A 13745-nucleotide genomic window follows, 5' to 3' on the forward strand; every position below is an offset into this window, starting at 1 on the left:
TATAGCGGAAAACCGGAAAATTTAAAAGCGGTTTTGCGTTAGTTTGCGTTATTGTGCGTTTTCACGGCCTAAATTTCTGATCCAGGACTTGGCCAGGCCGATCCATCCCTGGCAGCTGGGCTCGTAATAGCGCCCGTCTCCTCCCTCCACCTCGTGGGTGGCTAGGGACAATCCGTGACGGCCCCTGGGGTAGAGGTGCATCTCCAGGCTGACGCCGTGGCTGCGCAGGGCGTCGGCGAAGAGCAGGCTGTTTTCCACCGGCACCGTCTGGTCCGTGCAGGTGTGCCACAGAAAGGTGGGCGGCGTGTGCGGGCCGGCCTGAAGTTCCAGGGAGACCAGGCGGCGTTTCTCCTGGTCCTGGGCGTCCGGCCCCAGCAGGCTCTCGATGGAGCCGGGATGGCAGAACGGCCCGGAGGTGATCACCGGGTAGCAGAGCAGCAGGCCGTCCGGGCGGATTTGTTCGGGGGACGTTTTAAGGGGGCCGCAGAGAAAGTCCCGGTTGTAGAAAACGCCCAGACAGCACGCTAAATGTCCGCCCGCGGAAAAGCCGGAGACGACGATTTTCTCCGGGTCCACATGCCACTTGGCGCTGTTGAGCCGGATCAGGCGGACGGCCAGGGCCAGTTCCATTAAGGCCCGGGGAAATACATCCGGCGCCACGCTGTAGTGGAGGGAAAATACCTGAAAACCGGCGGCCAGATATTCCATAGCCACGGGCTGGTCCTCCCGCTCGGACAGCCGCGTGTAGCCGCCGCCCGGGCAGATGACGACCGCCGGGCGCAGGCGCGAGGCTGTCTCCGCCATGGGATCCAGCAGATAGGCGGTCAGGTCCGCGGATTGATCCGGCTGGGCCTTGCAGCAGGCATCCTGGGGCAGTTCGATGGGCAGGTTGAGAATTTTCATAGAAATAACATCTCCTTTCGCATACCGCGTTCACATTACCCAGATTATAGTCCATCGGGGGAGGAGAGTCAATGGGACAAAAGCCGGCGCCGCCGGACCGTGCGCAGCCGCGTAAAACGTGAAAAAAGTGGAAAAATTTGTGTGCGGACATTGACAGAAGGTTGAGCGCGGTGTATGGTGGAATTGCAGATTTTTGCCTCAAAACGGAACCCAGAAGAGAGGAACAAAACATGAAAAAGTTGGAAGAATATGTAAGAAGCATACCGGATTTCCCGGAGCCGGGGATTATTTTCAGGGACGTGACCAGCATCCTGCAGGATGCGGACGGCCTGCACCTGGCGGTGGACAGTCTGATCCGGATGCTGGACGGGCTGGACTATGACGTGGTGGTTGGACCGGAGTCCAGAGGATTCATTTTCGGCGTGCCGGTGGCGTACGCCCAGCACAAGAGCTTTGTGCCGGTGCGCAAAAAGGGAAAACTTCCCTGCGAGACCATTTCCATGGACTATGATCTGGAGTACGGCAAGGCCACCGTTGAGATTCACAAGGATGCCATTAAGCCGGGCCAGAAGGTGGTGATTGTGGACGACCTGATCGCCACGGGTGGAACCACGGAGGCTATTATCAAGCTGATCGAGCAGCTGGGCGGAACGGTTGTAAAGATCTGCTTCGTGATGGAGCTGGCGGGCCTGAACGGGCGCGCCCACCTTCAGGGGTACGACGTGGACTCCGCCATTATATACGAAGGCAAATAGCCAGACCCTGACGGGCGCGGTATGACGAGACCGGTCTCCGGACATTTTTTTAGAAAATGCCGGAGGCCGGTTTTTGCGATGCCTCAGAATCATTTCCCGGCTGCGGAGGGGGGAGCGGAGGGGATTTCAGACCTGCGTACAGGGGGACGGGGAAAATGTTGCGCTTTCAAGTAGACGGAATGGGCAAAGCGTAGTAGAATAAGTATAACTGTTCAGCCGGCCGGTGCGTGTGCTGTCAAGGCACTGAACGGTTATCAATCGACTGAACTGGGAGAGGAGACTTGGGTATGGACAGAAGAAGGGGGTTCAGAGGGCTTGCTGCGGCCGGGCTGACGGCTTGTTCCGCGGGGGGAACGGGCGCGCAGCCGGACCCGGCGGGAACCGGGGCGGCAAAACAGGAGCCGTGCAAGATCGTGCTCTGGCATTATTATAACGACCTTCAGAAGGAATCGCTGGATCAGATCATAGAGGAGTACAATCAGACCGAGGGAGCCGAAAAGGGGATCACCGTGGAGGCGTACAGCCAGGGCTCCATCACCGAACTGTCCAACAAGATGGACCTGATTGTCAATGATTCCACCAACCAGGTGGAGATGCCCAACATGTTCATGGCATACCGGGATATGGCCAGCAAGATCTGGCGCAACAAGCCGGAGCTGTTGGTGGACTGCGGCAAGTATTTCAGCCAGGAGGATCTCTCGCAGTATTATGAGGCGTATGTGCAGGAGGGGTATTTCGGAGACGGATTATATATCATTCCGGTGGCAAAATCCACGGAGCTGCTGATGATGAATCAGACCGTGCTGGAGGAATTTTTGCAGGCCAACCCTGAGTTTAAGACCGCGGATATGGAGACCTGGGAGGGTCTGGCCCGGATGGCCGAGGGGTATTACAACTGGACGGACGGGATGACCCCGGATGTGCCCTTTGACGGAAAACCGTTTATCGGGATGGATATTCTGGCCAACTATTTTATCACAATGAACCACGCCATGGGATCGGATATCTACCACTATGATCAGGACGGGGAGATGGTCCTGGATCTGGACCGGGAGTGCGTGGAGCGTTTATTTGAAAATTACTATATTCCCTACACAAAGGGGTATTACGGCGCAAGCGGCAAGTACCGCAGCGACGATATCCGGCAGTCGGTGCTGGCCGGGTACATCGGTTCCTCCTCCAGCACGCTGTATTTCCCGAAGGAAGTGGCGGACAAAGAGGGCGAGATGAAACCCATTGAGATGGGGATGTATCCTTACCCCTGTCTGGAGCATGAGGCCAAGACCGCAATCCAGCAGGGCGCGGGCATCGTGACCATTCAGAAGAGCGATCGGGAGAGCGAGGCCTGCATGGATTTCATCCGCTGGCTGACAACGGAGCGCAGTTTCGAGGTGGCGCTGTCCATGTCCTACATGCCGGTGGTAAAGGGCGGTCTGGACGAAAGCCAGAGAGACAGCGTCAAGGACCCCAATGTGCTGAGAGCGCTGGAGCTGGGTCTGGAACAGAGCCGGGATTACCAGATGGTGTACGGGTTCGATTTTGAAAATGCTTACAGCGTCCGGCAGGAGCTGGAGGAATATTTCAGCAGCGTTCTGGCCGAAGGGCGCAGCGAATTTCTGAGATGCCTAAACAGCGGCATGTCCATTGAGGAAGCGGCGGAAACGATGAATTACGGGCAGAAGGCGGATGAATTTTACCGCCGGGTAGAAGAGATGTTTGCCAAGCAGTGACGTCTCTCCCGTCGGCGGAACGGGGTGTAGTATGATGAAAAGACATTCGTTAAGCAACAAAGTGCGCAACAGCATACTGGCGGCCATTTTGTTGCAGAGCGTGGTATTCGGCATCGGTCTTGGGGTGAGCGGCACCTTCACCAGCACGGTGGGGCGTCCTTACCGCGTGATGGAGTCCCAGACCTCCGAAAAGAACACGCTGTTATCCGGAAATCTGAATAATGCGCTTCTGATCACCAACAATATGGGCACGGAGATCAGCCGTCTGTCGGATGCGCGGGAGATACAGAACCGTCTGATCGACAATCTGAACCATCTGTCCTGCGCCTCTAAAATCTTTTACATGGATCTGGACAGCCGGGAGGGGTACAGCTTCCGGGACGGGGAACCGGCGATCTACGCCTCCGGTTACGGGGATATCACCTGCTCGGTGGGGAAGCTCAACAGCAGCTATTCCATCGCACTTTCCAGCCAGTGGCAGCCCAAGTTTCAGGAGAGCAGCTGGCAGAACGGGGAGATGTACTGGGAGAACCAGAAAACAGCCAGCCAGTGGCTCTACAAGGACGGCTCGCTGCATTATGTGATCACTCAGATCCGGGACGGACACCGCCGGATCATGGGCCTGGAGGTGGGCTCGGAGATTCTGGACTCCTACATGAAGCTGGACGATCCGCCCTACAAGGGGATGCAGATGTTCCTGTTGACCGAGGATCAGGTGCTTTACAGCGCGGACGGCAGAAAGACGGGCCTTCCTTACCGCATGGACCAGGACCGGGTGGTCATAAACGACGAGGGCCATTCCTATGCCGGTGTGAGGAGCATTTTACAGCTCTACGGCCACATGGAGAGCGGCGCGGTGTACATCGCCCAGGTGGCGGACCAGTCGGAGCTTTCGGCGCTGTCCAAGGACACGGTGATGATGATCGTGGCGATCTACGGTATCTCGGTGCTGATTGCCATTGTATTTTCCTATATTGTGATTTACCAGCTTATGCGTCCGCTGCGCAAGCTCCGGGAGGATATCGCGGGGCAGAATCCGCAGGGCGTTCACTTCGAACAGTGCGGCCTGTCCGAGATCGACGACATCCACCTGGCGCTGAACAACATGGCGCGCAGGCTGGAGCAGAGCCATTCCCGGTATTCCCTGGCAATGCAGGCGGCCGGGGAGATGGTGGGCAGCTTTGAGTACGAGGGTCCGGGGAGCCGGGTAAAGCTCTCCGGCTCCCTGAAACGCCTGCTGGATATACCGGAGGAATACACAAACGGGACCAACGTTGTCTCCTACGAGGACTGGATCCGCCTTCTGGCGGGGATGAATAAAATCGACGAGCTGGAGGACGGCTTCTGGTTTGAGGACTCCCGGAACAACCTGCGGGCCGTGTCCATCCGGCAGCAGAAGGAGGAGCACGGCGTGTTCGGCATGGTGGTGGATAAGACCGACGCCTACATGGAGATTATCCGGCTGCGGGATCTGTCCCAGCACGATCAGCTCACCGGACTGTACAATGCGGCTTACCTGCGGGTGAAGGGGCAGCAGCTTCTGGATGAGAATCCGCTGCGGGTCAACGGCCTGATCTTCTGCGATCTGGACAATTTGAAATACATCAACGACACCTACGGGCACAGCACGGGGGACCGGTATCTGCAGACCATGGCGGATTTGCTGCGCACCATGGCCAGAGGGGAGAGCGCCATTCCGGTACGCCTCTCCGGCGACGAGTTCGCGCTGTTCTTCTATGGGTATTCCAGCCGCGAAGAGGTGGAGCAGAAAATCCGCGACGGATACGAGAAACGCCACGCCATGACCCTTCCGGACGGCAAGGAGGTGCAGGTCAACGCCTCCATCGGCCTGGCCTTTGCCCAGAGGGAATCGGAGAGCATGGAGGAGCTGTTAAAACGCGCCGACCGGGCGATGTACCGCATCAAGCGGGGCGAGAAAAATGGAATCGCGGTGTATGGAAAATCAGACGAGATAGAGTAGCGAATGGCGCTCTATCTCGCTTTTTCCAGTACCCCCTTGCATTTTCAGGCAAAAAAAATTATAATGTACATTAACTATCCGTAGAAAAGGTGACCATACATGGCGAATGAGGTGACAAAAGAAAAACTGGATATTGAACTGGAAGCGCCGGCGGACTTTACCAGCCCCGAGGAGCTCTACCAGGATCTGATCGCGACGATTCGCAAATATCATCCGTCGGATGACATTACGATGATCGAGAAGGCGTACCGCGTCGCCAAGGAGGCGCACCGGGAGCAGAAGCGCAAGTCGGGGGAGCCCTACATCATCCATCCGCTGTGCGTTGCGATCATCCTGGCGGATCTGGAGATGGACAAGGAAACCATCGAGGCCGGGCTGCTTCACGACGTGGTGGAGGACACTGCGATGTCTCTCGACGAGCTGGCCAAACAGTTCGGCACAGAGGTGTCGTTTTTGGTGGACGGCGTCACAAAGCTGACCCAGCTGTCCTGGGACAAGGACAAGGTGGAGATTCAGGCGGATAATTTGCGCAAGATGTTTCTTGCCATGGCCAAAGATATCCGGGTGATCATCATCAAGCTTGCGGACCGCCTCCACAATATGCGCACCGGCCAGTATTGGAAACCGGAGAAGCAGAAGGAGAAGGCCAGGGAGACCATGGAGATTTACGCTCCCATTGCGGACCGCCTGGGTATTTCCAAGATCAAGATCGAGCTGGATGACCTTTCCCTGAAGTATTTGAAGCCGGAGGTCTATTATGATCTGGTGGAGAAGGTGTCCCTGCGCAAGGACGCCAGGGAGGCGTTTGTCCAGGAGATCGTGGACGAAGTGAAGCAGCACATGAAGGATGCGGGCATCGAGGCGGCCATCGGCGGCCGGGTGAAGCATTTCTTCAGTATCTATAAAAAGATGGTGAACCAGAACAAGACGCTGGATCAGATCTACGACCTGTTTGCGGTGCGGATCATGGTGGAGACGGTGAAGGACTGTTACGCGGCCCTGGGCGTGATCCATGAGATGTATAAGCCCATTCCCGGGCGTTTCAAGGATTACATCGCCATGCCCAAGCAGAATATGTACCAGTCGTTACACACCACGCTGATCGGCAGCAACGGCCAGCCCTTTGAGATTCAGATCAGGACCTACGAGATGCACCGCACCGCGGAGTACGGCATCGCGGCCCACTGGAAGTACAAGGAGAGCGGAAGCGGCCAGGTGGCGGCCAGCAGCGAGGAGGCAAAGCTGTCCTGGCTGCGTCAGATTCTGGAGTGGCAGAGGGACACGGACGACTCCAAGGAGTTCCTCAGCATGGTCAAGGGCGACTTGGACCTGTTCTCCGACAGCGTGTACTGTTTTACCCCATCCGGGGACGTGAAGACGCTGACCAGCGGATCCACGCCCATTGATTTCGCCTACGCCATCCACAGCGCGGTGGGCAACAAGATGGTGGGAGCCAGGGTCAACGGCAAATTGGTGAACATCGATTACGTGATCCAGAACGGCGACCAGATCGAGATCATCACCTCCCAGAACTCCAAGGGACCCAGCCGGGACTGGTTAAATATCGTCAAGAGCACCCAGGCCAAGAACAAGATCAATCAGTGGTTCAAGAACGAGATGAAGGAGGACAACATCATCCGGGGCCGCGATATGATCGAGCGCTACTGCAAGGCCAAGGGGATCAACTGGGCGGAGATCGGCAAGCCGGAGTACATGGAAAAGGTTATGGCCCGTTACGCCTTCAAGGACTGGGAATCCGTCCTTGCTTCCATCGGCCACGGCGGCCTGAAAGAGGGCCAGGTCATCAACAAGATGAGCGAGGAGCGGGAGAAGAAGCTCAAGCGGGAGATCACGGACGCGGACGTGCTCAGCGGCATCGCCGACACCGCGGGCCGGGCGGAACTAAACGCCAGGGCCGGGCGCTCCAAGAGCGGCATTGTGGTCAAGGGAATTCACGATCTAGCGGTGCGCTTCTCGCGCTGCTGCAGCCCGGTGCCGGGGGACGAGATCGTGGGCTTTGTGACAAGAGGGCGCGGAGTCTCCATTCACAGAACCGACTGTGTGAACATTATCAATCTGCCGGAGGACGAGCGGAACCGGCTGATCGACGCGGAGTGGCAGGTGCCGGAGGATGCGACCAGCGGCGAGCGCTATTCCACGGAGATCAAGATCTATGCCAACAACCGGATCGGCATGTTTGCGGACATATCCAAGGTGTTTACGGAACGCCAGATCGATATCACATCCATGAACGTGCGGACCAGCAAGCAGGGCAAGGCCACGATTATCATGACCTTTGACATCCATGGCATGGAGGAACTGGGACGGCTTACAGACAAGATAAGGCAGATCGAGGGTGTGCTGGACATTGAGCGCACCGCGGGCTGACGGAGGATCGATTATGAGTGATTTGCGGATTAAGACCTGCGTGCTCGGAGCGGTGAGCACGAACTGTTATATTTTATACAACTGCGCCTCAAAGGAGGCGGTGATCGTGGATCCCGGCGACAACGCCCCTTATATTATGAACAAGTGCAGGGAGCTGGACGTGAAGCCGGTGGCTGTTGCGCTGACCCACGGACATTTCGACCACATTCTGGCCGTGCCGGAATTGAGCCGGTCCTTTCACGTTCCGGTGTACGCTTCCGCGGTTGAGGACGCCATGCTGGCAGATACCAGCCTGAACCTGTCCGGCACCTGCGACTCCGAGCCCACCAGCTTTCACGCGGATGAGCTGCTGCGGGACGGCCAGGAGTTTACCCTTCTGGGGCTGAACTGGAAACTGATCGCGACGCCGGGGCACACAGCCGGATCGGCCTGCTATTACATTGCGGACGAGGGCGTGCTGCTGGCCGGTGATACGCTGTTTGCGGACTCCTACGGGCGCACGGATCTGCCCACCGGAAGCGCGTCCCAGCTGGTGGAGTCCATTCTGGATAAGCTGTTTGCTCTGCCGGAGGACACCATGGTCTATCCCGGACACGGGGACCCGACCACCATCGGACATGAGAAACAGTTCAATCCGGTGACATTTTACAGGAGACATACGCTATGATCGGTTTACTGATACAGGACAACGCGTTTGAACAGGACATCAGAGAGCTTCTGATGTCCTTTTATCCGGGCGAAACTTATGCCCATGAAGTGAAGGACGGCGTGGCATTTTATGTGGAGAGCCGTTTGGGGGACGGGGAAGTCAGGCTGATAGTGTGGGACGGCGGGACGGATGTTTCCGCGGCTGGCGGGAGTTTTTGCCGGGATGGCAGCGGGAATTCCGCGGAAGGCCGGGCGGAGGCTCTGGCTGGGGATGAACCCGGGGGCCGGGCGGAGGCTCTGGCCGGGAATGAACCCGGGGGCCGGGCGGAGGCTTTGGCCGGGGATGGACCCGGGGGCCGGGCGGAGGCTCTGGCCGGGAATGAACCCGGGGGCCGGGTGGGCGTTCCGGCTGGAGATGGAGCCGGGGCCCGGCCGGAACTAAAGTCCCCCGCGCCGGGATTTTCCCTGACAATGGACAACAGCGCCCCGGCGGACCTCTCGGACCACCTTGGCACGAAAAATGTGATCAAGCAGATGTTCTACAAGATGCTCTGTACGCGCACGGGGAAAACCCTGCCCTGGGGCTCCCTGACCGGCATCCGCCCCACCAAGATCGCCCTCAGCCGCCTGGAGGAGGGCTGGGACGAGGAGGAGATACGCCGGTATATGAAGGAAACGTACCTGGCCAGCGACGAGAAGGTGAATCTCAGCGTGGAGATCGCGGCCCGGGAGAAGCGCCTTTTGGAGCCGCTGGACTACGAGCGGGGATACAGCCTGTACGTGGGCATCCCCTTCTGCCCCACCACCTGCCTGTACTGTTCCTTCACCTCCTACCCCATCGGCAAGTGGAAGGGCAGGACCGGCCTGTACCTGGACGCCCTGTTCCATGAGCTGGAATACACGGCGAAAAAAATGGAGGGCCGACCGCTGGATACGGTCTATTTCGGCGGCGGAACCCCCACGTCTCTGGAGGCAGGGGAAATTGACTCGATTTTATGTAAACTTGATCGGCTCTTTGACCTTTCCCGCGCCCTGGAATTCACCGTGGAGGCGGGGCGGCCGGACAGCATCACCTGGGAAAAGCTTCAGGTGCTGCGGGATCACGGGATCACCAGAATTTCCATAAATCCCCAGACTATGAACCAGTCCACCCTGGATTTGATCGGGCGCAGGCACACGGTGGAGATGGTGAAGGAGCGGTATTACATGGCCCGGGAGATGGGCTTTGACAATATCAACATGGACCTGATTATGGGCCTTCCCCAGGAGGGAATGGACGAGGTGAGGTGCACCCTGGATGAGATACGGGCTATGAAGCCGGATTCCCTGACCGTGCACTCCCTGGCCATCAAGCGGGCGGCCAGGCTGAATATGTTCAAGGAAGATTACGAGGGCCTGACCATTCAGAACACCCCGGAGATGATTGATCTCAGCGCGGCCTGCGCCAGGGAGCTGGGGATGGAGCCCTACTACCTGTACCGGCAGAAGAACATGGCCGGGAACTTCGAGAACGTGGGTTACGCACTGCCGGGAAAAGCGTGCATTTACAACATCCTGATCATGGAGGAGATGCAGACCATCGTGGCCTGCGGGGCGGGAACCACCACCAAGGTGGTATTTCCGGCGGAGAACCGCAGGGAGAGATGCGAGAACGTGAAAGAGGTGGAGCAGTACATCAGCCGCATCGATGAGATGATTGGCCGCAAGGAGCGGATTCTGGTGTAGGATATTGTAACAGTTCAGACAGCTCATCGTCTTGACCGAAAAAGACCGGCGGGGAAGCATCGGATGTCCATCCGATGTGAAAATTGACACGGAAAGCCGCTTACAAGCGAGCTTGACGGGGCTTTCCGTGTCAATTTTCCCGCCGTCTGAACTGTTACAGGAAATTGAGGAAAATTCCCCAAAAGTCTTGCAAAATCATAAAAGTTCATTAAAATATAGATATGTAACAGGCGGACATGGTTTGAAGCGGTTTTTCCGCCGTCTGAACGGATATACAGGCAAGCAATCAAATAGAATTGGAGAACGATATGGCATTGACGAAGAAGCCGGTTACCGGCATGAAGGACATTCAGCCTGCTGAGATGCAGATTCGGGAATATGTGATGAATCAGATTCGCGAGACCTACAAGAGTTTTGGGTTCTCCCAGATCGAGACTCCCTGCGTGGAGCACATCGCCAATCTCACCAGCAAACAGGGCGGCGACAATGAAAAACTGATCTTTAAAATACTGAAACGCGGCGAAAAGCTGAATCTGGACGCGGTGAACGAGGAGAACGACCTGGTGGACAGCGGCCTGCGCTACGACCTGACCCTTCCCCTTTCCCGCTACTATGCCAACAACGCTGCCAACCTGCCCAAGCCCTTCAAGGCGCTGCAGATGGGAAGCGTCTGGCGTGCGGACAGGCCCCAGAAGGGACGGTTCCGCCAGTTTGTACAGTGCGACATCGACATTTTGGGCGACCCCACCAGCCTGGCGGAGATCGAGCTGATCCTGGCCACCACCACGGCCCTGGGCCGTATCTGCCCGGACAATGCGTTTACCGTGCGCATCAATGACCGGGGAATTTTAAAGGGTATGGCTCTGCACTGCGGCTTCCCGGAGGAGTCCATGGACCAGGTGTTTATCATTTTGGACAAAATGGACAAGATCGGATTCGAGGGCGTGGAGCGGGAGCTGCTGGAGTCCGGCTACGCCGAGACCAGCGTATCCCAGTACATGGAGCTGCTGAGGGGCGTTGGGAAGGACGCGGACGGCGTGCGCAGGCTGGGCGGCCAGCTGGCGGACGTGCTTCCGGCCCAGGTCAGCGAGAACCTGGCCCACATTATGGATACGGTGAACGAGGTGGCGGAGGCTGATTTTGGCCTGGAATTCGACCCCACCCTGGTGCGCGGCATGTCCTACTACACCGGGACCATTTTCGAGATTTCCATGGAGGGCTTCGGCGGCTCCGTGGCGGGCGGCGGCCGCTACGACAAGATGATCGGGAAATTCACCGGCATGGAGACCCCGGCCTGCGGTTTTTCCATCGGATTTGAGCGCATCGTGACCATTTTGCTGGACAACGGTTTTACGGTGCCGGGGGAAGGCGAGAAGGTGGCGTACCTGTTCGAGAAGAACGTGGACTCCTCCACCCTGGCAGGGGTGATCCGGGAGGCCATGGAAGCGCGCAAAAACGGGGTGCAGGTGCTGGTGGCCCAGATGAATAAGAACAAGAAGTTCCAGAAGGAGCAGCTGGAGAAAGAAGGCTACACCCAGTTTAAGGAATTTTTCCGGGAAGGCTTAAAGGGCTGAGAAGCGCCGCGGCCGTCTAAAGAGGCGGGGAGCGGGACAGCCGGAGTTTGAGTGGATCCAATAGGCCGCCGGGACAGCCCGCGGTCAATTACTTGATATTAAGGAGATAAGATCATGGCAGAATCAATGGTTGGGATCAAGCGGTCCCACAGATGTACAGAGGTGACCACCGCCAACATCGGTCAGGACGTGACCGTGATGGGATGGGTTCAGAAGAGCAGAAATAAGGGCGGGATCATTTTTGTGGATCTGCGGGACCGTTCCGGCATTTTGCAGATTATATTTGAGGAGAGCGACTGCGGCGCTGAGAACTTCGCCAAAGCGGAGAAGCTGCGCAGCGAGTTCGTGATCGCGGTGACGGGCCGGGTGGAGGCGCGCTCCGGCGCGGTGAACCCGAATCTGGCCACCGGCGCCATCGAGGTGCGCGCCAAGTCCATGCGCGTGCTCTCCGAGTCCGAGACTCCGCCGTTCCCCATCGAGGAGAACAGCAAGACCAAGGAGGAGCTGCGCCTGAAATACCGTTTCCTGGATCTGCGCCGCCCGGATTTGCAGCGCAACATGATGGTGAGAAGCCGCGTTGCCACCCTGACCAGGGCGTTCCTGGCCGACGAGGGTTTCCTGGAGATTGAGACGCCCACCCTGATCAAGAGCACCCCCGAGGGAGCCAGGGACTATCTGGTGCCCAGCCGCGTGCATCCCGGTTCATTTTACGCGCTGCCCCAGTCTCCCCAGCTGTTTAAGCAGCTGCTCATGTGCTCCGGGTACGACCGCTATTTCCAGATCGCCCGCTGCTACCGGGACGAGGACCTGCGGGCGGACCGCCAGCCGGAGTTCACCCAGATCGACATGGAGCTGTCTTTTGTGGATGTGGACGAGGTGCTGGACGTCAATGAGCGTCTGCTGCAGAAGCTGTTTAAGGAGATTTGTGATTACGATCTGCCCCTGCCCCTGCCCCGGATGACCTGGCAGGAGGCCATGGACCGCTTTGGCTCCGACAAGCCGGACCTGCGCTTCGGCATGGAGCTTCAGGATGTGTCGGACGTGGTGAAGGGCTGCGAGTTCGCGGTGTTCAAGAACGCCCTGGAGAACGGCGGGTCCGTCCGCGGCATCAACGCTGAGGGACAGGGCCATATGCCCAGAAAGAAGATCGACGCGCTGGTGGAGTACGCCAAGGGCTTTGGGGCTAAGGGCCTGGCTTATGTGGCTATTAACGAGGACGGCAGCTTAAAATCTTCCTTTGCCAAGTTCATGACGGAGGAGGAGATGGGCGCTCTGGTGGCCGCCATGGGCGGTAAGCCGGGCGATCTGCTGCTGTTCGCCGCGGACCGGAACAAGGTGGTCTACGACGTGCTGGGCAACCTGCGCCTGGGGCTGGCGAGACAGCTGGATCTGCTGAAAAAGGATGATTTCAAGTTCCTGTGGGTGACGGAGTTCCCGCTCCTTGAATACTCCGAGGAGGAGGGCCGCTTCGTGGCCATGCACCATCCCTTCACCATGCCCATGGACGAGGATTTGCAGTATATTGACTCCGACCCGGGACGGGTGCGGGCCAAGGCTTACGATATCGTGCTCAACGGCGTGGAGATGGGCGGCGGCTCCGTCCGTATCCATCAGGGCGACGTGCAGTCCAAGATGTTCGAGGTGCTGGGCTTTACGCCGGAGCGGGCCAATGACCAGTTTGGATTCCTGCTGGAGGCATTTAAGTACGGCGTTCCGCCGCACGCGGGCCTTGCCTACGGCTTTGACCGCATGGTGATGCTGATGGTGGGCGCGGACAGCATCCGCGACGTGATCGCATTTCCGAAGGTGAAGGACGCGTCCTGCCTGATGACCGAGGCCCCCACGCCGGTGGACCCGGCGCAGCTTAAGGAGCTGGGGATTGAGGTTGCGGAGACGGAAGAGGAATAAGATTGTAATATGAGTTGACGGTAGGGCCGGGCGGCTGCTTTTGTGGGTAGAAAGCGGCCGCCCGGTATTGATTTTGTAGGGCGGCTAGTGCGGGAGCGCGGGGCCACGGGGCCATGCCAGCCACAGTCCCGCG

At 58.2% G+C, this 13745-nt stretch carries 10 protein-coding genes; 9 read left to right on the forward strand and 1 reads right to left on the reverse strand.

Annotation, left to right across the window (positions count from 1 at the left end; genetic code table 11):
• Window positions 1-48 precede the first annotated feature (48 nt).
• Window positions 49-903, reverse strand: coding sequence for an alpha/beta hydrolase (locus tag ACK2JC_RS14565; RefSeq protein ID WP_320937436.1), 855 nt, complete (start codon window positions 901-903; stop codon window positions 49-51).
• Between the two features lie 230 nt (window positions 904-1133).
• Between ACK2JC_RS14565 and ACK2JC_RS14570 the strand changes: the two genes are divergently transcribed.
• The 9 genes from ACK2JC_RS14570 to aspS all read left to right on the forward strand — a co-directional run bounded on the left by ACK2JC_RS14570 (window position 1134) and on the right by aspS (window position 13612).
• Complete coding sequence (locus ACK2JC_RS14570; RefSeq protein WP_276852843.1) at window positions 1134-1658, forward strand: adenine phosphoribosyltransferase; 525 nt, start codon at window positions 1134-1136, stop codon at window positions 1656-1658.
• 287 nt (window positions 1659-1945) lie between these two features.
• Window positions 1946-3388 (forward strand): extracellular solute-binding protein, encoded by a 1443-nt coding sequence (locus tag ACK2JC_RS14575; RefSeq protein WP_320937435.1) that lies wholly within the window; start codon window positions 1946-1948, stop codon window positions 3386-3388.
• Window positions 3389-3419: 31 nt separating this feature from the next.
• Window positions 3420-5369: a diguanylate cyclase domain-containing protein gene (locus tag ACK2JC_RS14580; RefSeq protein WP_368272282.1), complete on the forward strand. Its 1950-nt coding sequence runs from the start codon at window positions 3420-3422 to the stop codon at window positions 5367-5369.
• Between the two features lie 99 nt (window positions 5370-5468).
• A complete protein-coding gene (locus ACK2JC_RS14585) occupies window positions 5469-7757 on the forward strand; it encodes a RelA/SpoT family protein (RefSeq protein WP_092362648.1) in 2289 nt (762 codons plus the stop codon).
• 13 nt (window positions 7758-7770) lie between these two features.
• A complete protein-coding gene (locus ACK2JC_RS14590; RefSeq protein ID WP_092362651.1) occupies window positions 7771-8424 on the forward strand; it encodes an MBL fold metallo-hydrolase in 654 nt (217 codons plus the stop codon).
• A complete protein-coding gene (gene hemZ / locus ACK2JC_RS14595) occupies window positions 8421-10130 on the forward strand; it encodes a coproporphyrinogen dehydrogenase HemZ (protein ID WP_320937433.1) in 1710 nt (569 codons plus the stop codon). Before ACK2JC_RS14590 ends, hemZ begins: the two co-directional genes overlap by 4 nt.
• Before the next feature lie 76 nt (window positions 10131-10206).
• Window positions 10207-10491, forward strand: a complete 285-nt coding sequence (locus tag ACK2JC_RS14600) for a hypothetical protein (RefSeq protein WP_320937432.1) — start codon at window positions 10207-10209, stop codon at window positions 10489-10491.
• Entirely contained in the window at window positions 10439-11704 is a 1266-nt protein-coding gene (gene hisS, locus ACK2JC_RS14605; protein WP_320937431.1) for a histidine--tRNA ligase, read from the forward strand. Before ACK2JC_RS14600 ends, hisS begins: the two co-directional genes overlap by 53 nt.
• A 114-nt stretch (window positions 11705-11818) precedes the next feature.
• Window positions 11819-13612, forward strand: a complete 1794-nt coding sequence (gene aspS / locus ACK2JC_RS14610) for an aspartate--tRNA ligase (protein WP_411337329.1) — start codon at window positions 11819-11821, stop codon at window positions 13610-13612.
• Window positions 13613-13745 lie beyond the last annotated feature (133 nt).

Origin of the sequence: Enterocloster lavalensis (genome assembly GCF_046603895.1) — a bacterium.
GTDB lineage: Bacteria > Bacillota > Clostridia > Lachnospirales > Lachnospiraceae > Enterocloster > Enterocloster lavalensis.

Coding starts and splice junctions, on each gene's coding strand:
- ACK2JC_RS14565 (WP_320937436.1), bottom strand. CDS start 903: ATGAAAATTCTCAACCTGCCCATCGAACTGCCCCAGGATGCCTGCTGC.
- ACK2JC_RS14570 (WP_276852843.1), top strand. CDS start 1,134: ATGAAAAAGTTGGAAGAATATGTAAGAAGCATACCGGATTTCCCGGAG.
- ACK2JC_RS14575 (WP_320937435.1), top strand. CDS start 1,946: ATGGACAGAAGAAGGGGGTTCAGAGGGCTTGCTGCGGCCGGGCTGACG.
- ACK2JC_RS14580 (WP_368272282.1), top strand. CDS start 3,420: ATGATGAAAAGACATTCGTTAAGCAACAAAGTGCGCAACAGCATACTG.
- ACK2JC_RS14585 (WP_092362648.1), top strand. CDS start 5,469: ATGGCGAATGAGGTGACAAAAGAAAAACTGGATATTGAACTGGAAGCG.
- ACK2JC_RS14590 (WP_092362651.1), top strand. CDS start 7,771: ATGAGTGATTTGCGGATTAAGACCTGCGTGCTCGGAGCGGTGAGCACG.
- hemZ (WP_320937433.1), top strand. CDS start 8,421: ATGATCGGTTTACTGATACAGGACAACGCGTTTGAACAGGACATCAGA.
- hisS (WP_320937431.1), top strand. CDS start 10,439: ATGGCATTGACGAAGAAGCCGGTTACCGGCATGAAGGACATTCAGCCT.
- aspS (WP_411337329.1), top strand. CDS start 11,819: ATGGCAGAATCAATGGTTGGGATCAAGCGGTCCCACAGATGTACAGAG.